17 protein-coding genes and 1 tRNA gene are annotated in these 22128 nt (G+C 55.3%); 6 read left to right on the top strand and 12 right to left on the bottom strand.

From position 1 onward, the window contains the following. Positions 1 to 154 precede the first annotated feature (154 nt). Positions 155 to 529, bottom strand: a complete 375-nt coding sequence (locus tag ACR0EO_RS14275; RefSeq protein WP_480691011.1) for a hypothetical protein — start codon at positions 527 to 529, stop codon at positions 155 to 157. A 92-nt stretch (positions 530 to 621) separates the two neighbouring features. On the opposite strand from ACR0EO_RS14275, the gene ACR0EO_RS14270 reads away from it, so the two are divergent. Beyond that, entirely contained in the window at positions 622 to 1380 is a 759-nt protein-coding gene (locus ACR0EO_RS14270) for an alpha/beta fold hydrolase (RefSeq protein WP_480691009.1), read from the top strand. A 13-nt stretch (positions 1381 to 1393) separates the two neighbouring features. On the opposite strand, the gene ACR0EO_RS14265 is transcribed toward ACR0EO_RS14270, so the two are convergent. From ACR0EO_RS14265 to ACR0EO_RS14245, 5 genes are all read right to left on the bottom strand, one after another. After that, positions 1394 to 1771, bottom strand: a complete 378-nt coding sequence (locus ACR0EO_RS14265) for a rhodanese-like domain-containing protein (RefSeq protein WP_480691007.1) — start codon at positions 1769 to 1771, stop codon at positions 1394 to 1396. Positions 1772 to 1851: 80 nt separating this feature from the next. Beyond that, the gene (locus ACR0EO_RS14260) at positions 1852 to 3204 is read right to left on the bottom strand and encodes an HlyD family type I secretion periplasmic adaptor subunit (protein ID WP_480691005.1); all 1353 of its coding nucleotides are present in this window, start codon (positions 3202 to 3204) and stop codon (positions 1852 to 1854) included. A 12-nt stretch (positions 3205 to 3216) separates the two neighbouring features. Beyond that, positions 3217 to 5343, bottom strand: a complete 2127-nt coding sequence (locus tag ACR0EO_RS14255; protein WP_480691003.1) for a type I secretion system permease/ATPase — start codon at positions 5341 to 5343, stop codon at positions 3217 to 3219. A gap of 153 nt (positions 5344 to 5496) precedes the next feature. Continuing rightward, positions 5497 to 7443, bottom strand: coding sequence for a type I secretion protein (locus ACR0EO_RS14250; RefSeq protein ID WP_480691001.1), 1947 nt, complete (start codon positions 7441 to 7443; stop codon positions 5497 to 5499). A 127-nt stretch (positions 7444 to 7570) separates the two neighbouring features. Continuing rightward, on the bottom strand, positions 7571 to 9919 hold the full coding sequence (locus ACR0EO_RS14245; protein ID WP_480690999.1) for a beta strand repeat-containing protein: 2349 nt from the start codon (positions 9917 to 9919) through the stop codon (positions 7571 to 7573). A gap of 603 nt (positions 9920 to 10522) precedes the next feature. On the opposite strand from ACR0EO_RS14245, the gene ACR0EO_RS14240 reads away from it, so the two are divergent. Both ACR0EO_RS14240 and ACR0EO_RS14235 read left to right on the top strand, forming a co-directional pair. Beyond that, entirely contained in the window at positions 10523 to 11278 is a 756-nt protein-coding gene (locus tag ACR0EO_RS14240) for a response regulator transcription factor (protein ID WP_480690998.1), read from the top strand. Further along, positions 11271 to 11768 carry a hypothetical protein gene (locus ACR0EO_RS14235; RefSeq protein ID WP_480690996.1) on the top strand — a complete coding sequence of 166 codons (498 nt, stop codon included), beginning with the start codon at positions 11271 to 11273 and terminating at the stop codon, positions 11766 to 11768. The genes ACR0EO_RS14240 and ACR0EO_RS14235 overlap by 8 nt, the downstream gene beginning before the upstream one ends. A gap of 141 nt (positions 11769 to 11909) precedes the next feature. Here the strand turns inward: ACR0EO_RS14235 and ACR0EO_RS14230 are convergent. Next, positions 11910 to 11995: transfer RNA gene (locus ACR0EO_RS14230), tRNA-Leu, on the bottom strand. 530 nt (positions 11996 to 12525) lie between these two features. Further along, entirely contained in the window at positions 12526 to 13833 is a 1308-nt protein-coding gene (locus ACR0EO_RS14225) for an aminotransferase class I/II-fold pyridoxal phosphate-dependent enzyme (RefSeq protein ID WP_480690994.1), read from the bottom strand. Positions 13834 to 13929: 96 nt separating this feature from the next. On the opposite strand from ACR0EO_RS14225, the gene ACR0EO_RS14220 reads away from it, so the two are divergent. Then, entirely contained in the window at positions 13930 to 14808 is an 879-nt protein-coding gene (locus tag ACR0EO_RS14220; protein ID WP_480690992.1) for a LysR family transcriptional regulator, read from the top strand. A 272-nt stretch (positions 14809 to 15080) separates the two neighbouring features. Here ACR0EO_RS14220 and ACR0EO_RS14215 read toward each other — a convergent pair whose 3' ends face one another. Together ACR0EO_RS14215 and ACR0EO_RS14210 are read right to left on the bottom strand one after the other, a co-directional pair. Beyond that, a complete protein-coding gene (locus ACR0EO_RS14215; RefSeq protein ID WP_480690990.1) occupies positions 15081 to 17477 on the bottom strand; it encodes a 1-deoxy-D-xylulose-5-phosphate synthase N-terminal domain-containing protein in 2397 nt (798 codons plus the stop codon). A 10-nt stretch (positions 17478 to 17487) separates the two neighbouring features. Next, complete coding sequence (locus ACR0EO_RS14210; protein ID WP_480690988.1) at positions 17488 to 18690, bottom strand: methionine gamma-lyase; 1203 nt, start codon at positions 18688 to 18690, stop codon at positions 17488 to 17490. 114 nt (positions 18691 to 18804) lie between these two features. On the opposite strand from ACR0EO_RS14210, the gene ACR0EO_RS14205 reads away from it, so the two are divergent. Beyond that, positions 18805 to 19263: an Lrp/AsnC family transcriptional regulator gene (locus tag ACR0EO_RS14205; RefSeq protein WP_480690986.1), complete on the top strand. Its 459-nt coding sequence runs from the start codon at positions 18805 to 18807 to the stop codon at positions 19261 to 19263. A 293-nt stretch (positions 19264 to 19556) separates the two neighbouring features. On the opposite strand, the gene ACR0EO_RS14200 is transcribed toward ACR0EO_RS14205, so the two are convergent. Both ACR0EO_RS14200 and ACR0EO_RS14195 read right to left on the bottom strand, forming a co-directional pair. Then, a complete protein-coding gene (locus ACR0EO_RS14200; protein WP_480690984.1) occupies positions 19557 to 20570 on the bottom strand; it encodes a zinc-binding alcohol dehydrogenase family protein in 1014 nt (337 codons plus the stop codon). Positions 20571 to 20651: 81 nt separating this feature from the next. Further along, complete coding sequence (locus ACR0EO_RS14195) at positions 20652 to 20942, bottom strand: putative quinol monooxygenase (protein ID WP_480690982.1); 291 nt, start codon at positions 20940 to 20942, stop codon at positions 20652 to 20654. 107 nt (positions 20943 to 21049) lie between these two features. Between ACR0EO_RS14195 and ACR0EO_RS14190 the strand changes: the two genes are divergently transcribed. Then, positions 21050 to 21940, top strand: a complete 891-nt coding sequence (locus ACR0EO_RS14190) for a LysR family transcriptional regulator (RefSeq protein ID WP_480690980.1) — start codon at positions 21050 to 21052, stop codon at positions 21938 to 21940. The last annotated feature ends 188 nt before the right edge of the window (positions 21941 to 22128 follow it).

Genomic DNA, 22128 nt, shown 5'->3' with positions numbered 1-22128 from the left:
CGGCGAAGACGGCAACGCTGAAGTCGAAGCCAAGGTCAAGGCAGAAGTCGCAGACCTCTGCGCCAAATTCCCTATCTATCCAAACCTGTAAGGTTTCATCATATCAACAACTTGAACGGCGCCCACTGGGCGTCGTTCTTGTTTTGGCGCAGTGTCAGATCAAATCCTGCCACCACAGAAAAATCAGCAGCAAGACCGACAAAGCCAGTAGGTTGAAAACCAATCCGCCCAGCATTCCCAGGAACCAACCCAAACGTCGATCCGCCCTGTTGATGCCGCTCAGGTGAGAATGCACTTCATCTGAAGCCTGAACAAGTTTCGGGGTATCCAGCGTCAGCCGCAGTTTAGGGTGAGCCGCCATCTGCTCTGCGTTAGCAAGCATCAGCGCTTGCTTATAGATTCGCCGAGGCAACTGGCGCTTGGCCTTCCGAACCGAAGTTAACAAGGTTTTATCACGCACACCCAGCTTTTTGCGCAGCAACTGTATAGTGTCCGCAATCCGGATCTGGATATCTGTGTTTTCCGACATGATGCGGCCTCCTGAACCAGCAATTTAACCTTCACTTGGATGGCCGACAATGGGGCTGGCTGTTTGGATTTTTGACGGGTATCACACGTTATATGCTGAATACGATCATACATGGTGAACCAACCGCGAACCCTCCTCTGCTGATCGCACACGGGCTGTATGGCTCGGCCCGCAACTGGGGCGTGATTGCACGGCGTCTGTCAGACGAACGGCAAGTTGTGGCCGTCGATATGCGAAACCACGCCTTCAGCATGTGGACCGAACACCATGACTATCCGAGTTTGGCCGACGATCTGGCTGAGGTCATCGAACAGCACGGTGGGTATGCAGATATCGTTGGCCATTCAATGGGCGGCAAGGCGGCAATGGCGCTGGCCCTGAGGCACGGCAAGCTGCTGCGAAAGTTGGTCGTAGCGGACATCGCACCGGTTACCTACAGCCACAGTCAGCTTCCATTTATTGAGGCGATGCGCGCCGTTGATCTTTCGACGGTCGAACGGCGTTCGGACGCGGAACAGCAATTGGCGGCTCAAGGCGTCGAGAAAGCACTGCAGAGCTTTTTCACGCAGTCACTGGACATCAAAGGCAAGAAGTGGCTGCTGAATATGGATACCCTGGCAGCCGAGATGCCTAATATCATGGGCTTTCCTCAATTCGACTCGTCCTGGGATGGCCCCGCCCTCTTTCTTTCCGGAGGAGAGTCGGACTATGTCCTTCCTGAACATCGCAGCCTGATCCGAAGCCTGTTTCCAGCCGCACGATTTGCAAAAATCCCCGGCGCGGGACATTGGCTGCATGCTGAAAAACCTCGGGAATTTGAAGCTGCTGTCAGAACTTTCCTGAACGCCTGACCGGTTCGGACGACTACGTGGGAGAGACTTCACCCCCACCGTTCACCCAATCAGGCAGCCCGCCAAGGTTATAGACGTAATCGTACCCCATATCCTTCAACAGCTTGCCAGCCAATGCTGCGCGTCCGCCTGCCGCACAATAAAGAACGATGGCGCGGTCCTTGCGTAGTTCGGGATCGTGAGACTGCAGATTGTCGTCGGCCTTAAATTCAAGCGTACCGCGAGGGATATGGTGCGCGCCGACCGCCCGCCCTGTTTGATGCAGTTCGATCGCATCCCGAACATCCAACAACAAAGCCCCCTGCTCTAGCAGTTCTTTGGCTTTGCCCATGTCAATCCGTTCTACGGCTGCATTCGCAGCCTCCATCATTTCCTTTACAGTTAGCGGCATAGGCGTATCCCTCAGTGAAAATCACTGAATGCTAACATGCAGAAAACGGAAGATGTAGACCGATTACTTAAGCGACCCGATCATTGTTCGCGGAACGCCCGGGACATACTGTCTGTAACGGGCTTGGCGATATAGGCCGCGAAGGTTCTTTCCTCGGTCTGGATCATGATCTCGGCTGGCATACCCGGTGTCGGAATGAAACCGCTGACTCGGTTAATCTCATCCGGTTCAAGAGAAATCCGCGCTAAGTAAACTTCCTGGGGCGCACCACCCATTTCTTCAACCAGAGCATCCGCGGAAAGATAGAAAACCTCACCATTCAATACAGGGGTTGTCCGCTGGTTCAACGCAACCAGACGCACAGTGGCATTCTGTCCAGTCACAACACTGTCGATTTCGGTACGCGGGATCTGCGCTTCGATAATCAACGGCGCGTCGGCCGGCAGAATTTCGGCGATGGGCTCACCGGTTTCGATAACGCCGCCTGGCGTGTGATAGTGCAACCGAACCACGGTTCCGGTCACCGGAGCACGAACAACCGCACGGTCCAGAACGCTCCGGGCTTGGCGCGCTTTTTCCCGCACACTTTCCAGATCAGCCGCGATAACGCTCAGCTCGTCCAGCGCAGCCTCACGATAGGCCGCCTTGGTTCTAGAGATCTGTTCTTCGTACTTCAGGAGCATTTGGCTGATCTCTGCGGCTTCGGCCTGCATCCGCGCTTGTTGACCTTCGGCTTCGGCTTGCACGCGTCGGATCGTATTAAGCTCACCTTTGCGCACCAAACCTTTTTCAAACAAAGCCTGCTTGGTCTCATATTCTTCCTGCAGAATCTCTGACCGGCGGATCATGCTTTGCAACTGCGCTTCAAAGCCGCTCGACCGGATTTTCAGTGCTTCCATATTCCGCTCTAACAACGCGATGTCGTTCAGCAGCGTTTTACGAGAAAGATCAAAGCTGATCTTTTGCCCGTCCAGAATGGACATCACTTCGACATCGTCCGAAGCGGCTTGCAGATTTGGCGAGAACTCCAATCGCTGCAGCTCACCATACTCAGCATTCAGGCGCTCAGACATGGCTTGCAGACGGATTTTGCGGATGAATAGTTCCCTTTCGTTCGCCTCAGCCGAGGTTTGGTCGAGCGTCATCAGAACCTGCCCAGCTTCGACGGTCTGACCCTCGATAACCTTGATGTCCTGAATAATGCCACCTTCCAGGTGCTGTACGATTTTGTTTCGGCCTGTCGCGACAAAGCTGCCCTGCGCAATAACCGCAGCAGCAAGCGGTGCGCTGAAAGACCAGACACCAAATCCGCCGAAACAAACTACCAGCATGATCATCCCAATCACCACGAACCGATGAATGGAACGCGGAACCTCTGCGTACCAAACCGCTGGATCTTTGGGGTCGTTGTTCACAGGTACTAAGTCATGCATGTCGATCCCCCCTTACTGATTTTCGATGCCGGGCTGGTTGCTATTGCTCCGCGGCCCGTTCAGCTGTTGCAGAACCTGTTCACGCTGTCCGAACAACGCCACTCGGCCGTCTGTCAGAAGCATGATCTTGTCGACGACGTTCAGCAGCGTTGGTTTTTGCGTGATTACGACAACGGTAATCTTGCTTTCCTTGGCTTGCGCAATCGCCCGGGCCAAAGCCTTGTCACCGGCCACGTCCAGGTTCGAGTTTGGCTCGTCCAGGACAACCATCCGTGGATTACCAAAGAACGCTCGTGCCAAGGCGATGCGTTGCTTTTGTCCACCGGACAGCGGTGCACCATCCGCCGCAACCACCGTTTCATAACCTTGCGGCAGCGTTGCGATCATGTTGTGCACGTCTGCCAAAACGGCCGCGTCATGAATTTGTTCGTCTGTCGCATCCGCACGCATCCGGCCGATATTGTCTTTGATCGTGCCCGGGAACAGCTGAACATCTTGAGGCAGATAACCGATACTTTCGCCGAACTGACGCGGATCCCAATTGCGGATGTCCATCAGGTCCAGGCGAACACTACCGGATGTGGGTAGGATCGAACCCACCAACGTTTTGCCCAATGTGGTTTTCCCTGCGCCCGAGTTGCCGATGATCGCCAATGTTTCACCGGGGTTCAGCGAAAAACTAATGCCGTTCAGCACCACACGCTTGGTCCCACCCGGCACATACAGCAGACGCTCGACATCCAACCGCCCTTCGGGCCGCGGGAGGCGCAACTTTTCGAACTGAAGTGCAGAGTTGGACAACAACTGATTGATCCGGCCATACGCCGCACGCGTCAGAAGGAAGTTATTCCATCCCTCGATCGACCCTTCGATCGGGGCAAATGCGCGGCCCGCGATGATCGAAGCCGCAATGACCATACCGCCGGTAATCTCACCCTGCAGCGCCAGAAAGGCACCCCACCCGAGGATGCAGATCTGTGTAAGCAGACGTACGGCCCGCGAAATTGCCGCGAAGATAACGTTTCGATCCTGGGCCCGCACCTGCCACGTCAGGGATTGCGCGGTATCACGGCCCCAGATGCGAACGGCCTCGGGGATCATGGCCAGAGCATTGATGATCTGGCTGTTCCGCGACATCGAATCCAGATGCATGTTCGCCATGGATTGCGCCTTGTTCGCCTCAGCAAACGGCTTGGCCGTCATCCGCTGGTTGATGAATGCAATCGTCATCAACAACAACGCCGTCACGATAACGATCATCCCAAGTTGCGGATGAACCAAAAAGATCATCAGGATAAACAGAGGTGCGAATGGCACATCCAAGAAGGATATCAGCGTACTGGAAACAAGAAATCCGCGCACCTGCTGAAGATCGCCTAGCGTTTGGTACTCGCGACCGGTGCCATGCAATGAGGCGTGGGCAGCCGCACTTAGGATCGGAGCACCCAGTCGGGCGGCGACCTCAACGGCGGTACGCATCAGCATAAAGCGCCGAATTGCATCAAAGGCAGATTGGAAAATCACTGCGCCAGCAACGATCGCCGTCAGCATGATCAACGTGTCAAGCGACCGGCTCGTTAGAACGCGGTCGCTGATTTGAAAGAGATAAATAGGAATAGCCAGAATAAGAAGATTAGTGGCGCAGGTCAGAACCAGAACGAAGGCAAGGTTCCGATAGATCGCCCGCAACGAGGTTCGAAGCGTCTTCTTAAAATCCTCGGGCGGGGTCCGTTTATGGAATGTTTGGGGTGGCCCTTTTCCATCACCGCCGCCGGAATTGCTGCGCAGCAGTGGTTGGTTCGCCTTGGCCTCGATAGTGGTGCCCATGCTATTACCGCCGGCCGAGCGCGACGCGGGGGGTGTACGGTCGCTCGTTTTACCAACGGTTTCAGGATCGGGACCGTCAGCATCGGCCACCCCATCACCGCCGCCCTGTTGGTCATAGTCTTCGGCAGGCTGCGGCTGCTTGCGCCGGGGGGAATTTTCGGCGCGCAGTTTCGTTTCGTTTTGTGATTCGCGATTTTCAGCTTCAGGTTTCACTATTTGGTCAGCACCCGCGTCATCAGTCGCAGTTGCTTCCTTTTCAACCTCTTGGGTATCGCCAACGCACAAATCCGCGCTCAGGCGTAATTTGGGCATCTTTTTGTTATTGCTTTCAGATTGACCGGCCTTGGGCGGCTTTGAAACGGAACCCCCGTTTCGATCCAACGGGCTTGCATAGCGTACAGGACGCGACGGTAATACAATCGACATGTCAAAAAACTTTCGGGTCACTCGTAACAAAACAGGTTACTATGCTAGCATAGATTGTAGGCCGTCGTCGACGCTGGCCATTTCCGAAGGTGTCAACTTAGTGTGTCCGGGCGCGTTTTCCGAGTTACCTGGACCGTCATTTTCTTCCATCAGGAACGCGATTGCTTCGTTCGCAATCTCAACGTTTTCCTCCTCAGGAACGTCGATCAGACTTGCCTGATGAAGCAAGAGATCCGAGTACTCGCCCTCTTGCGCCATAACCACTGAATCGACGCCTATCTTATTGATACTGGCCGAATTCAGGATGGCATTGCCGGCGCCCAATACAGAGGCGTTTGCCGCGTTGCTGCCGGATAGTGAAATGTCATCTTGGTCCTGCAACAGGGTCACCTGCTCAATCACGTTGAGTTGAAGCAAATCACCCTCGACCTTCAACACTCGAATGAGCTCAGTCCCGGCAAACAGCGGGTCATGCAGCAAGGCATCCTCGAGCGCTTCGGTGTCGACCTCTTGCAGCGGCACGATATCGGCAAAGTTGTCACTCAACGCTTCGTGGGTGTCTTCACCTGATGCTTTCACCGAGACCTGATTCACAACCAGGTTGTCGTTGTCCTTCGCAGGTGAGCCGCCATGTGAGATATCATCATCCATCAACACAATCGTCTGCGAAATGATATCAAGCGAGATCATGTTCCCGCCAGTAATGATCATGTCGTAGAAGCTGCCCAGCTGAACCATGCTTGTGACATTGGTCAGAATGTTGTCGCCCAAAGTGTACATGCTGGACGAAGCTGTAAGCTCGGTTTGGATATGATCGATGTCGGTCGCGTTTATGACCTGATTGATAAAATTGGAGACGATCAGATCACCTTCGATCCAGTCGATGGCAACAAGCGGGTCCTGCCCCGGTTCAGCCACGTTGTCTTCTACCCACGACGCTTCGCTGGCTTCCACTTCGATGTTCGAGGATTGCACCACGTGGGTTTCACTTTGGAAGCCCTCATCGCCTTCGTCGATATCCGACACAACAGCGACTTGGCTAACGACTGTCAGGTTCACAGCCTGACCACCAACAACGATGTTTGGCGCGTCGACCCAACCTACGCTGACCGCGACTTCGTTGATCGCCAGATTGCCGCCAGTGACCACCGTATGACCGTCTTCAAATTCCTGGTCTTTGTCCTGATCCCACTCTTTCGGCAATGCATCCGGGGTATCGTCTTCCGCAGCCTCGACCGGCTTATGATGCTTGGGCAACATCTCTGCCCAATCGGGCATTTCCTCAACATGTTCGCCGTTTACAATCACACCGACGGCTTCTTCGCCATGGAATTGATGTACTTCGGCGCCTTCAACTTCGACAATCTCACCCGACTGCATTTGTTCTGCAATCTCTTCGATCAGCTCGATCGACTGATAATCCGTGACATCCAGAGAGGGCGCTGAAATCGTATGCATGGACTGCGCGGTTTCCAGCATTTCTTCGCCCTGCTGGATCTGAGATTCGGTATCCCGGAAATCGCCTTGGCCAATTGTATCGTTGTCGTTCAACTCGATCTTCTGGAACGTGTAGGTCACAACGGAGCCGACGACTTCGGTTACGATCTCGGGCTCCACTTCAACAAACGTTACCTGGACGGATGTTGAGCTGGACAAGGCTGTTTGGGGACCCCCGCCGCCATCCAAGCCGCTAACCGCATTCGTGAAAACGGGTGAGTCAGTGTTCGATGTCTCTGGCCCTTGAGGTGCAGGGATATGAACTTGTGGAGTAGCGAATTCATATTGCAGAGCTTCGTATTCACCCGGATCGAGCTTCAGGTCCGCTTTTACCTGAATGCGTGTCGCGTCTTCCAAGTTATCCAGTTCAGCCTTGCGCCGTAATGCAGTGAACTCTTCGTATTGGTCCCGCAAACGGGCTTGTTCTGTTGTGAGTTCAAATGCTCCAACGAAATGTGCAATTTGTTCTGTAATACTATCAAGCGCCATATCGCTTTCCTTTCCCTGCCCCGGCCTGAAATTTCCGGATTAGGTTAAGCTGGGCTGAGGCCACCCAGCGCGGCCCCAGCATTTTTGAAAAGGACAGAGCCCGCCAAGCGGGCTCTGCTAGCAATACTTAGGTATCGGTATCGTCGCTCGAGTAAGTCGAGTTCATCGAACCACCAACCATTGTCATTTCGACCGAGTTACCCAATACGTTGGCACCCATTACGATTGACTGGTTGAAGGCCGAGGTGTCGACCACTGCCGCGGCAGAAGCGTAGGATTCACCGGTTACAATGCCGTCGCCGCCATTGTTTCCGCCCCACGTTCCGGCGTTACCACCGTTGCCGCCATCGCCAGAATAGGCGCCTGCAGCTGTGCCACCGGTAACGATTGCACCCATGGTTCCGCCGCCTTCGGCTACACCGTGAGCATTGCCGCTCGAACCAGCATTGGCTTGTGCGGCTCCGCCGCCACCACCGATACCTGATTCCGACATGCCGTAGGCTGCGCCCGAGCCGGTCGAAGTCGCGTCGTTGTCCGAAGCTGCCGCTCCACCGTAGCCAGAAATGGCCTCGGCCAGGCTGTCTGCCGACCCATCGGTATCAGCCACAGAGAACACGTTCGCTTCTGCGCCTGCACCAGCGTTGTTGGTCGCATCCGCCGAACCTGCACCCGTACCTGTCGAGGTCGCGTCCAGATCAAGCGCGCCGCCGCCGCCGCCAACACCGTCTGCGGTGCCAGTACCGGTGCCAGCACCGTGGGCCCAACCATCAGCGTCGTTGGTTCCACCGTCACCGGCGTGGACGTCTGCGTCCTGACCGTTGCTGGCGTTACCGTCCACGTCACCAGGTTTCTGAGTAACAACAGGACCCGCGGCATTCTGATCGCCTACACCTTGTGCATCTGCATCAGTGTCTGCGTCGCCACCAGAACCAAAGGCACCAACGCCGTCGCCACCTGAGCCGAAGCCACCCGTGCCGTCACCGCCTGAGCCAAATGCGCCAGTACCGTCGCCACCCGTTCCCGGGTTACCGTGGTTGGTATCTGCACCACCGTTGGTCGCGCTGGTTCCGCCGTTGTTCTGACCGATCAGGCCAGCATTCTGGCTCAGCGGAGCAAGTGCCGCGTCGAACTGGCCGGAAGTTCCGCCAGCACCCGGTGCACCAAGGCCCGAACCACCAACTCCAGCAGAGCCGTTACCGTCGCCGCCTTCGCCTTTTGCTCCGTCACCGGAACCGCCGGTGCCGTCTGCGTCGGAACCTGCAAGGTTACCAGCTGCGCCCAGACCGATGTTACCACCAGAGTCTGCGTCGTTTGCTTCGGTGTCACTTTTGCTTCCGTTCAGCGCCAGGCCTGCGTTTCCTGCGGTACCGCTACCACCGTTTGCGCCACCAGCCGACGTGTCGTTGTCTGCAGAACCGTAGCCTTTGCCACCTGCCAGAGACAGGTTGTCTCCACCAGAGCTTGCGCCATCGTTGTCAGCGCTTGACAGACCCAGACCCAGACCCAGACCGATCGAACCGGCGTTTCCACCGTCGCCACCGTACGCATCAGCGTCTGACGAGTCAGAGTGACCGCTGTTGTCAGCATCCGAGAAGCTGTCCGCGTTGCCGCTGTCACCGCCGGTGCTGCTGCCGCTGGCGTTCGAGTCGGACTTGCCAACACCGAGACCCAACGTGCTTGCGTCACCCGAAGCGCCGCCGTCACCGGCGTATGCTTCTGCGTCGGCGTCGCCAGTGTGGCCGCCGGATGCAGTAGCCGTGCTACCGTGGGTGTCGGAATCTGCCCAACCACCGTTGGTTGTGCCACCGCTGCCAGAGTTTCCGCCATCTGTCGAGGAGCTGATGCCCTCTTCAGCGTGTGCAGAACCACCTTTTGCGTCACCCTTCTGAAGGAACTCACCGTCGTTTTTGACAGTAGCTGAACCCAGATAGTCGTCATCCTGCAGGCTGGCGACCTGGTTGTTGATCGACGCCATGTCGTTGCCAGGACCATTCAGCGAAATATCCAGGTTCATATCATCGCCGGGGTCATAGTCGTTTCCGACAGTAATAACATCGTCGATCGAGCTGCCGTTGCTGACGTCAACATCGACCAGATCATCATCGCGCGGGATCCACTCGCCGCCACCGAAGTCGATCTGAACAAAGTTCGAGTTGTCGTTGCTGTCGTCACCACCGTTTTGCTGTGACTGACCCTGACCTTGGTCTTGGCCTTGGCCCTGATCTTGACCCTGACCCTGATCCTGGCCCTGACCTTGGTCCTGACCCTGACCTTGCTCATTGTCTACCTTGGTCTTCTGAGCCTGTTCCTGGCCCTGACCCTGATCATTCGTCACCGTATTGTCGTTGTCTTGCTTGGTGAAGTCTGCATCGACCTCAGCGTGCTTAACTTCAACGTCGGCATGAACCGGTGCGTACACCTTGTCGACATTGACATCATCAATAACTGTAACAGTTGGTTGTGATCGTTTAGACATATCAATTTCCACTTATTAAGCGCCAACCGTCATTCATCTACAAAACGGTCAATGGCACAGTTGAAACAAACTTTGGGCATGCAGGCGCAAAACACGCTTGTATGCGGTCTTGATCAGTGAAGTTTTCCCACCCTCCTTTCTCGGCTAAGCCGAAACAGTGACCGCTAATTAAAGCCGCGCTAATTCGCGATTCGCGGTCGCCTTAGGAATTCGCACTTCTCAATTGAAGCAGGGTCATGGTTGCAGCAGGAAAGCAGCCTGAATAGCTAGCCTAAAGCATTAGAAGGCGTATCCGTTTGTATTTATTGCATATTTAAGAATTGCATCTTGGCGAAATTAAAACTTTGCCTAGAAACAGAAAGAAAATACCGCAGATCGGGTAAACCTCTTATTTCCCTCTACTTTTGCGAGAAGGGCATCATTTTACCTAGCCAAAAGTTCTAGATCGGATGGGCAGGCGAACACGCAATGTTGATGAAAACCAGACTTTCCGCTATAGTTGAAAAGCAATAGAAGTTAATTTACTGTTAATCTAAGTCCCAAGTGTTGTTTACGATTTCGTCGCATATTTTTTTTGGCGACGTGGGTTCAAAGGGGGAAATTATGAGCAATCCGTTGCAGGATAGCGTTACGCCTATTGGAATTTGTCCTGAAGATTTTTCGATCAACTTCGTCGGCAAAGAACTCTTCTACTCAAATCAAACTCTACGAAGCGTCCAGACCGAATTCGGTGTCGCCGCGCATAGGTTTGAAACAGTCGAAGAACTTATTGAACTGAACAATCTAGGTTCGGGATCTGACAGAGTGGTCGTCGTGGACCAGATCATGCTGGATGATCTTCTGGCCCGTCCGGAAGTCTATACCAAGGCCGCCGGATCAGGGTGTATCGCCTTTGCTTATCGCAAGGAGGACGCCGCCCGAGCTCTGTTCGAAAGCTGGGACCGCGCCCAGTTCGGTGACATCGGTTATCTACCAATGAACGTTGCCCCGGATGTTTGGCGCTCGATTCTGCGCCTGCTGATGCATGAAGAACTCTACTTGCCCAGCTGTGTTGCGGATTGCATGTCGAAAGGTCAGCCAGAAGCCAAACCATGCCTTCTGAACGAAAGCACTGTGAAGCCGAAGGAACCCCACCCTGTCTATTCGAGACTGACACGGCGGGAAAAAGAGGTTCTGCGCCTTGTCTCAAAAGGCCAAAGCAACAAGATCATTGCTTCGAACCTTGGCATCACTGAACACACTGTGAAACTGCACATGCACAATGTCGCCGGTAAGATCGGTGTAAGCAATCGAACCGCTGCCGCGCAGTTCTACTTTGAAGTGGCACCAGACGAACAGCACGGCCAGAGCTTTGACTGAAACACTCCAATCCCGCTTTGACCGCCTGATCTTGCTGGTTGGTCGGCTGAATTACATGTGGACGAACACAGAGAGTTTGTTGATCCACCTGATTGCTGGCCTGAGCGGAACAAATAAAGACGTCGCGGTCATCACCTTTTTGACGCTCAACACGACCCGAGCCCGTATCGACCTTGTCGAACGACTCGCCAAAATGGAGGGCCGTCCAGCAGAGGTTCGCGACTCGATCCTCAAACACACGCAGCGGCTCAGCAAGCTTTCATCAATCCGAAACCGATACAATCACTGCATCTATTCCTTTGACGCTGAAAGCGGGAATCCAAAGACGATTTTGATGCGAATAGCGGATCGCAAGACTGACATTAAACTTGGGCGCGAAGACACTGTTGATGATAAAGCCATCGAAGAAATTGAGAACATCGTAAATCAGCTTTCCCAGGCCAATCGGGACATTTGGAAACTGATCGGTCAACTGGGATTTCCTATCTGACGTACTGCGCGCGGGATAAAGCGTTACATTTCCCGCCAGCGCCACGTTCTCCGTCTACCCGAAGCTATTTCTCCAGCGTCCGCCCAAAGGTGAAGCGTACACTCCACTTGGACCAGGATCGCCTGTTGTGAAACCAAAAGTTGGTACCCGCGGCCGGACTCGAACCGGCACGGCATTTCTGCCTGGAGATTTTAAGTCTCCTGTGTCTACCATTCCACCACGCGGGCTAAGCGTGTCGGGCCATTTCCAGACCCAAAAACTCACTTCGGCCATACGGCCCAACAACCATTCAGCGACCTAGACCAGATGGCGGGATTTAAACACCCCTGCCCTGAACAGATTCGCTGCTTCTTACACATCGCCGGTCGAAGCCGTCGGTACGACGAACCTCTTAAAGCCAACCAAACTAATTGAAAAGGTAGTAAGTTTGCCTTTGCCCAAATGTTGCCCTTTCTGACTTGAGCACTGGGTCAGAAGCTGCCCTTTGCATTGCAATTTCCAGCAACCTGTTCAAAGGCCGTTTTACCATCCGCTGGTTTGCCCGTCGTTTAAGTTCTAAGTCCTTCGCTCTCCGAAAAACCGGCATCCGAATTTCGAATTGCCCTGAGAAACTTTCAGTTTCTCTCGCGTCACCGAAGAGGACGCCATTCTCGGATTGTGCCTTGGGGCTCGACGCAGGAGCCTGTCGTCTTACCCCAAGTAACCGTTTTGCAGGCGAAGCCGACCTTTTTGGTACAATCCAACAGCCGATGTATCGCTAGTGTACAAAACTCAGCTTGTTGAAAGTTCGCCTCCAGTTGGACACCTCTCCCGCTAAACCAGTTTCGGTCAGGCCGCGCTTTATTAATTGTGCCAGTTGCTGAGTGTCATCTGCGGTCATGCCCCAACGAACCAACTCAGGTGTCCCAATTCTCAAACCATTCATATCGCCTTCAACAGCCGCAATGGGTAGGCCGATGCCACACGCCAGAAAGCCGTTTTCCCTTAGCGTCTTGGACGCAGCTTGACCGCCTCCATATGCAGCGGCTTCGACGGCGAACTGATGAGAATTTGTATAGCCTTCAGCGCCAGCAAAGACCGGTACGCCAATGTCGCTCAAGGTCGAAGCCAAGGCTTGAGACATCGCAATCGTCTCTATTGCATAGGCCACACCATATTCTTTCCAATCCAGCATAGTCACCGCCAGCGCTGCTGTCTTCGCGGCATCAAAATTGGCCGTCATGCCGGGAAATGCGATGGCATCGAGTGCCCTGGCAATGTCGGTGTCATTGGTGACGATCAAACCGCCAGCGGGGCCGCCAAGACTCTTGTAGGTGCTCATCGTCATGAAATGGGCACCCTCAGCGAGAGGATTGGACCAGGCCTTGCCCGCGATGATCCCGCATTGGTGCGCTGCATCGAACATGACTTTCGCGCCGACCTCGTCAGCGATCGCACGCACCTCGGCCACTGGGTGCTCGAACAGGTTCAAACTACCACCAACGGTGATGAGTTTTGGGCGTTCGGCCAACGCCAAGGCGCGAAGTTGATCGAGATCAACTGTGTAGCCAGTAGCATCCACCGGTGCCTCGATCGTGCGCAAACCAAACAGTCCGGCGCATCCCGCAGGATGATGCGTGACATGCCCGCCAATCGACGCAGGCGGCGCGATGATCGTGTCACCTGCTTTGCAGGTCGCCATAAAGCCGTAAAGGTTGGCTAAGGCACCCGAGGGGACGCGAACCTCGGCATACTTTGCTTCAAATACCTCGGCACAAAGCTGTGCCGCGATTACCTCGATCTCTTCAATGGCCTCTAGACCCATTTCATATTTGTCGCCCGGATACCCCAAGGATGGCCGTGATCCGATGCCAGAGGACAAGAGCGCTTCGGCTTTTGGGTTCATCACATTGGTGGCCGGGTTGAGGTTGAAACACTCCTCCTCGTGGATCACGCGGTTCTGTTCGGCAAGACCTTCAATTCGTGTCAAAAGGTCGGCAGATGCCGCACCAGCTGCTATTTGCGCAATGTCCTGAACCCGCGTTTCGCAGTTTGCAGGGACCCAATCTCGTTCCAAAAGCATCATAGAATGTCCTCCGTTTGGCTGAATGTTCCCCTGAAGGCGGTGACAGCGCAAAGCAGAAATGCTATTTCTTGGCGTAGAAAAACTAAGCCTAATGTCATGAGTGTTGCACCCAAACGCCCCAAAGGCCCCCCCCTAAACGCCATGCGCGCCTTTGAGGCGGCTGCAAGACACGTCAGTTTTGTCGCCGCCGCAGAGGAATTGAACGTTACGCCCGGTGCGATTTCGCAGCATATTAAAACGCTCGAAGGCTGGGCAGGTACAGCCTTGTTTCGCCGCAACGCACAAGGAGTGTCGCTCACGGCTGCAGGATCCGATCTACTGCCAAAATTTACCGCCGCTTTTGATGGATTGGCGGACGCCACACACGCGCTGCGCAACCTGAGACCAGATACTGATTTTCACATTGCGGCCCTTCCGTCGCTCGCCCAGCTTTGGCTACCCAAGCGCCTTGCTCGGATCAGAGCGCTGTTCCCAGAGATCAACTTTTCTGTATCAGCTATGGAAACCCCGCCCAGCTTATCGCGCGAGCTATTCGATTTGTCGATTTTCATTGGTGTGCCAGACTCTGACCAAGATCAGATCCGGATTTGTCCCGACGAGATCGTCCCTGTATGCGCGCCCTCTGTTCTTAGGCGTTTTGAGGGGTTCGATCGTACTGCATTATTACACGATCAAACCTGGATCGATGATTGGAGACTTTGGTCAGAGACCGTTGGCGCGACGGTGCAACACCCTCAAAGAGGTGCACAGTTTTCATTGTATAGTCTGGCGGTGGAAGAGACGAAGGCTGGCGCAGGCATGTTGATGGGACATTTGCCGCTAATCCAAGAGGCCTTGGAGTCTGGCTCACTGGTAAAGGCAGACGAGCGGTCGTGCACAACTGGCCGATTCATACTCGTTAACCTTCCACATGCCTCTCGCCAGCGCCCTGAAACGAAACAGATCGCACTGGCGCTCTCTAAAGAAACCAACTGAATCAGGCATTCGCGCAGGACGTAAAATCAGCAACTTAGAGCTCGTTCAATCGTTTCAACCTCGCGATTGAAGAGATGATCGAGAGTTAGCCTCTCGGCCTCATTTCAGAACGACGGAAATCCATTCGACGCGCAGGTTTGGGCTCGAAGTGATCGTTCACATGCTGTGCACGTCTTAACTGATGACAACCCAAAGCGGACGTTACCGTTTGCTCGTCAGGCAGTCAGCCGCCATTCACCGTAGCGGGTTCGAATAACAGCTTTGGTGCGACGTTAGTTGTAGTTCGAGCGCACCAAGTTACCACGGCTCACATGTTTCCCAACGGTCAACCCGTTTACCTTTTCGACGATGGCATCGGCATCAATGCCGTGATGGCGGTAGAGGTCGCTAATCGTGCCGGTTTGGCCGAAATGTTCGACACCCATCGGGATGGTCTGATGGCCAGCAACAGAACCAAGCCAAGACAACGTTGCCGGGTGACCATCGATGACAGTGATGACTTTGCAATGGGGTGGAAGGTCAGCCATCAGGGTTTCGATATGGGACTGCGCAGACTTATTCCCGCGAGACCGGGCACGTTGGGCAGCGGTCCAGCCCGCGTTGAGCCGATCGGCGGACGTTATAGCCAGCACACCGACGTCCCTGCGCCCCTCTCCGATCACTCCGGCCGCCTTGATCGCCTCAGGGGCGACGGCGCCCTGATAGGCGATGACAATCTCGCAGTTCGGTCCGGGTTTCCGCAACCAATAGGCCCCGTCGATGGCCCCTTGTTTGAACGCGTCGTCATGGCGCTTGCCGGGTTGCTCAATCGGGTTGGTGGTCAAGCGCAGATACACCGAACCTCCTGTTTCGTCGCGCAGCCAAGTGCGCTCACAGGGGTCGCCCTCTCCATCGCGTTGAAGATAGTCGAAGGCCCAATTCATGATCACCGCAAGCTCATCTGCAAAGGCAGGCTCGAACGAGGCAAGCCCGTCCTGGCTCATACCGATCAGAGGCGAGCCGACCGATTGGTGCGCCCCACCTTCCGGGGCCAGCGTGACGCCAGAGGGCGTGCCCACCAGGATGAACCGGGCGTCCTGGTAGCAAGCGTAGTTCAGCGCATCGAGGCCGCGCGCCACGAAGGGGTCATAGACGGTGCCGATGGGGATAAGCCGCTTGCCGAAGATCGAATGCGACAGGCCAGCGGCTCCCAGAAGCAGCATCAGATTCATCTCGGCGATGCCCAGCTCGATATGCTGGCCTTCTGGGGTGAATTCCCATTTCGCTGTCGAAGGGATACGGTGTTCGATAAAGGCGTCGGCCTGTTCGGACCGGGCGAAAAGCTTGCGCCGGTTCACCCAAGGACCAAGGTTGGTGGTCCCCGTCACATCCGGGGACGTGGTGACAATCCGGGCAGCCAGATCACTGTCCCCTTTAGAGAGATCGTCAAGGATCTTGCCAAAAACCATCTGGGTCGAGGCCTCACGTGAGGTATCAATGTCAATGGCGGGCACAGCAAGTTTGTCATCGTGATATCGCCGGATACCTTTGGAAAAGAAGGGAACCTGTGAAAGGAAGTCACGCAACACGGCGGGGTTTTCGACCGTGGCCAGAGGCTCCCACTCGTCGCCTGTCGCGATGCCCATGTGCTGTTGCCAGGCGGCGAATTGTTTGGTGTTCATCAGCCCCCCATGATTGTCCTTGTGGCCAGCAATGGGCGTACCCCAGCCTTTCACCGTATAGGCCAGGAAGCAGGTGGGGCGGTCGTGATCGATGGCATCAAAGGTTTCCGCCATAGTCTGGACGCAGTTACCGCCGAGGTTTTCCATGAGGGCTGCCAGTTCGTCGTCGCTGCGCCTGTCGATCAGGGCAGAGACATCGCCCTGATCTCCAAGATCATCCATCAACCGCTTGCGCCAGACTGCTCCGCCCATAAACGTAAGCGCCGAGTATTCCTGATTGGGACAGGCGTCGATCCAGTCGCGTAGTTTGTCGCCGCCCGGCTCTTCAAAGGCCGCGCGTTGCAATGCGCCGTGCTTTACCCGTACCACGTTCCATCCGAAGGCATCGAATATCTTTTCGATCCGTTCAAACAGCCCCTCGCGGACGATCCCATCCAGTGACTGCCGGTTATAGTCGATGATCCACCACGTGTTGCGCAGATCGTTTTTCCAGCCTTCCTGCAGAGCCTCGTAGATGTTGCCCTCATCCAGCTCGGCATCGCCAACCAGCGCAACCATGCGCCCCATCGGGGCATCGCTCCCCCAGCTCTTGGCCTTGATGTAATCCTGGATGATCGAGGCGAAAGAGGTGATTGCGACGCCCAGCCCGACCGAACCGGTCGAGAAGTCCACATCGTCTATATCCTTGGTCCTGCTGGGATAGGACTGCACGCCGCCAAAGCCACGGAAGTTCTCCATCTTATCGCGCGTCTGATTGCCCATCAGGTATTGCATCGCGTGAAAGACCGGTGATGCATGAGGCTTGACGGCCACGCGGTCCTCAGGCTTCAGGGCCGAGAAGTAGAGCGCCGTCATGATCGACACCATCGAGGCCGATGAAGCCTGGTGCCCACCGACCTTGATACCGTCAACCTTAGGGCGCACGTGATTGGCGTGGTGGATCATCCAATGTGACAGCCACAACAGGTGTTGCTCGATGGTCTTCAGATGGCTGATGTTGGTGGGCATAAGGCTCTCCTTATTCGGCGGCGTGATGCAGGGGGCGAGGCAATGCTTGATCCAGGTCGGCAATGATATCCGCGACATCCTCCAACCCGACTGACAAGCGGATTAGCCCGTCACTGATACCGTGTTCGGCGCGCTCTTCGGGCGTATAGGTCGAATGGGTCATCGAAGCCGGATGCTGGATCAGCGTTTCGGCATCGCCCAGAGACACAGCCCGCTGGATCATGCCCAGATTGTTCATGAACGCAACGCCAGCCGCCATGCCACCGTCGACTTCGAAGGCAATCATCGCACCAGATTTGGACATTTGGCGCGTGGCAAGTGCATGTTGGGCAAAGCTTTCCAACCCGGGGAAATAGACCGCCCGCACCGATGGGTGATTTTGGAGATAGTCGGCAACGACTTGGGCCGAAGCGCAATGGCGCTCCATCCGCAGCGACAGGGTTTTCAACCCGCGCAGGATCAGCATTGCGTTGAACGGCGCCATGACAGCACCAGTCATGTCTTTCATTCCAACAAGCCGGATCTCGGTGATCTGTTCGGTTGTGCCAGCGACCAGCCCGGCGACCACATCGCCATGTCCACCAAGGTATTTGGTGGCAGAATGCACCACAAGATCGGCGCCCAGCTCAATCGGCCGTGTCAGAAAGGGGGTGGCATAGGTGTTGTCGACAACCACCTGCGCCCCGACCTCATGCGCGATTGCGGCGGTGGCAGCGATGTCGACCAGTCGCATATTCGGGTTGGCGGGGGTTTCGAAATAGACCACTCGCGTTTGCTCTGAAATCACCTCGCGCAGGTTTTCGGGGTCGGTCATATCCACGTGGGTGATTTTCACTCCCCATTTCTGCAGCCCATGCTGCATGAAAGCGAAGGTGCAGCCATAAAGGGTTTTGTCCACGATCACCTCGTCCCCTGGGGACAACAAGGTCCACAACACAGCGGTGATCGCCCCCATGCCTGATGACAGGGCCAGCCCTGCTTCGGCTCCTTCTAGAGTCGCGATACGGCTTTCAAGCAGATCACAGGTCGGGTTCGAAATACGGCTGTAGATATGCCCCTGGCGTTCACCAGCGAACATCTCGCCCCCGGCCTCTGCGGTCTCGAACACGAAGGTCGATGTCAGATGCAGAGGCGGCGTCAGCGCGCCTTCGTTCTGCTGGGGGTCATAGGCGTGATGGATGGCGCGGGTGGCGAAGCCTTTGGACGAATTCATGGCAACCTCTCTCATGGTGTTTGAGGCAGGATGCGACGCATTGGCAGGCAAAAGATTGCAAGTTATGCTGTCTTGAGCAAAATTTTTGGCATTATCTGCCAATGAAGGAGAGAAATGGACGCTAAAGACCGACAGATCATCCGTGCCCTGCAGGCAAACGGGCGTATGACCAATCAAGATCTTGCGACCGAAGTTAACCTGTCGCCGTCGCCCTGCCTGCGCCGTTTGCGCAACCTCGAAGACAGCGGCACGCTCCGGGGTTACAGCGCCGAGGTCGACGCGAAGGCCTATGGTCTGCCGATCACGGTCTTCGTGCGTGTCCGGCTGGAACGGCACAATGAAGACGATGTCCGGCGTTTCGAGAGCCGCATTCACGCGATTGATGAAGTGCTTGAGTGCCATGTCTTAACCGGTGCCTCAGATTATCAGTTGCGTGTGGTGGTGCCTGGGCTGGATGCCTATGAGGATTTCATCCGCCATCGCATCCATCCCATCGGTGGCATTGCTTCGATCGATACCAGTTTCGTTTATTCTACCGTGAAGAAGACCAACGTGTTTCCGGCAATCGACTGACCGTCCCTGCAGTGGCGTCCGTATCCATTGAATGCAGGTGGCCTGGGGAGGTGAGCACTATCTGTACTCCAAAAAGGCACTGTTTTTGATCGCGTCAAATTCGGGTCACAGATGGGTCGCATGGCGGATCATCTGGTGCAACGACCACATTAGGCGATGCCGGTTAGTGCTCAGGTGCTTTGTAAAGTTCTCCCTGCTCTTCGCCTCCCCAGGCAATCGTTGTCGTTCAATCATTGGCAGCGAAATCGAAGGCTTGTTTCCTTTAGCCTGCCGTCGAACTCCACACCTGCACTTCAGAAGCCTTCCAGTACGATTTTGCCCTTGGCCTTGCCGCTTTCCAGAAGCGCATGGGCGCGGATCAGGTTGACGGCATTGATTGTTCCATAGATCTCGGTTGCTGTGGATTTGATCTTGCCACTGTCGATCAGCCCAGCGACTTCGTTCAAAATGTCGCTTTGCCGCGCGATGTCACCTGTCTCGAACAATGACCGCGTGTACATGAACTCCCAATGGATCGAGACCGACTTCTGCTTGAAGGGCATGATGTCAAAATTCTCGGGATCGTCGATCAGTCCGAACCGGCCCTGGGGGGCAATGAACTCCGCAATTTGCTGGACATAGTTTTCCGAGTAGTTGGTCGAAAAGACAAAGGCTGGCGCCCCAATGCCAAGGGCTTGGATCTGTTCGGGCAGCGGTTTGGAGTGGTCCACGACAAAGTCGGCCCCCAAGTCTTTGACCCATTCCTGCGTTTCAGGTCGCGAGGCTGTTGCAATGACGACCGTATCAGTCAACGCCTTCAAAAGCTGAATGGCGATCGACCCGACACCCCCGGCGCCACCGATAATGACAATGGCGTTGGGCGCGCCAGCAATGGGCCTGGTGACGTCGATACGGTCGAACAGCATTTCGTAGGCAGTCAGCGTCGTCAGTGGCAGAGCCGCTGCCGACGCCGTATCGACGGACGCAGGAGCCCGCCCAACGATGCGTTCGTCAACAAGATGATATTCGGAATTCGTGCCCGGGCGATTGATCGCACCAGCATACCAAACCTTATCGCCTACCTTGAAGCGGGTAACGTCCCCTCCGACGGCGACGACCTCGCCTGCAGCATCCCAGCCCAGAACGGCGGGCGTGTCGCCTTCGGGAGCGCGGCGCTGGCGAATCTTGGTGTCCACCGGGTTGACAGAAACCGCCTGTACTTGGACCAGCAGGTCGTGGCCAGCGGCAACAGGGTCTGCGGCTTCGAAATCAATTAGCGCATCGGTGCGGTCAATCGGGCCGGAACTATTGTAACCTACAGCTTTCATATTCATGTCCTCTTAGATGCGGCGTTAGAGTTGCCGCTTGCTTTTGGGTGGCGGAGGAACTCCCCCGCCGCTCGAACGGCCTTAAGCGATCGCGCTCATTTCGTTCAGCGTGAATTCAGCAACGGCGCCCTCTGTAGCTTCCATGTAGGCTGCCAGATGCGGAGCGCTCATGTGGGTCTGCCACAGTTCACGGCTCTCCCAGTTTTCATAGAACATGAAATGCGCTGGGTTTTCGTTGTCCTGATGCAGATCATAGTTGATGCAGCCATCCTCGGCGCGAGTGATATCAATCAGCTTTTCAAGCTCGGCTTTTACAAGATCGATCTGGTCGGGATTGGCTTTGATGTTCGCAACGATGGTCAGTTTGGACATTGTTGTATTCCTTTCAGTGCTCGATTGCTTGAGCGGAATATACGGCTGTGGTAATTCCGGATAAACGCGCAGATAGCAAAAATATAATCCGGAAATTACGCATAATAATGATCGACAATATCCGCTTGTTTTTGAAGATTGCCGAGAAAGGCAGCATGGTGGCAGCGGGCCGCGAAGTGGGATTGTCAGCAACGACGGTGTCCGAGCGACTTGCGGCGCTCGAAGCCCATTATGGCGTCGTTCTCTTTAATCGAACGACACGCTCTCTCAGCCTGACCGATGAAGGGCGCACCCTTATTGAGGGTGCAAAGGTTGTGTTGGCAGAGGTGGAAGACTTGGACGCGCGTATTCGCCATGGAGCAGAGGCCATTTCGGGGCCCATCCGTATTAGCGCGCCCGTTGATCTTGGGCGGAGCATTATTTCCGAGGTGATCGCCCGTTTCACCGAGAAGCACCCGGCGGTTTCGGTCGAGTTGTCCTTGTCAGATGGATACGTGGATATGGTTGGTGAAGGGTTCGATCTGGCCCTCAGATTTGGAACAGTGACCGATAGCACTCTGCGCATACGAAAGTTGGGAGCGTACAGGCGCGTTGTGTGTGCAGGCCCGTCATACCTCGAAACGCATGGCATTCCTCAGACGCCGTCCGACCTTGCGGATCACAATTGCCTGGTCATGCGGTTTGGAAGAACCTTGGACAATGTTTGGCGCTTCGGGACTGGCAAGGCGTCACAAGTCGTTACGGTGCGTGGAAATAAGATCGTCAATGACGGCTCATTGGTGCGCCAATGGGCCTTGGCAGGGCATGGCATTATCCTGAAGTCGGAGCTTGATGTGGACGCCGATCTGAAAGCAGGAAAGTTGATCGCCTTATTGGAAGATCATGCCTCGCCCGCGAACCCCTTGCAGATGATGTATCCCCCAGGCCGTGCGCAGCCACGGCGTGTAAAGGCACTTGCCGAAGAGCTGAGTAATGCCATGGCACGAGCTTCGGCTTAGGCCCTTTGGAACAGACTATAATTGCGATGTTTCTGCTGTAAAACCGAACCATCCCAAAGGCCAGGTTTGTTTGCCTTGCCTGTTTTGACAGTGCCTCTTCGACATGTATTGGTTTCTTGGCACGCAAAACTGTGGACTCAATCTTTCGTCCTTTGCGTGAGCCAAACGGACCATTGAAAGACGAATGT

This window comes from Ruegeria sp. BE9 (assembly GCF_056538765.1).
The sequence above is the reverse complement of the archived record's forward strand: the minus strand, read 5'-3'. Positions and strand labels throughout refer to the sequence as shown.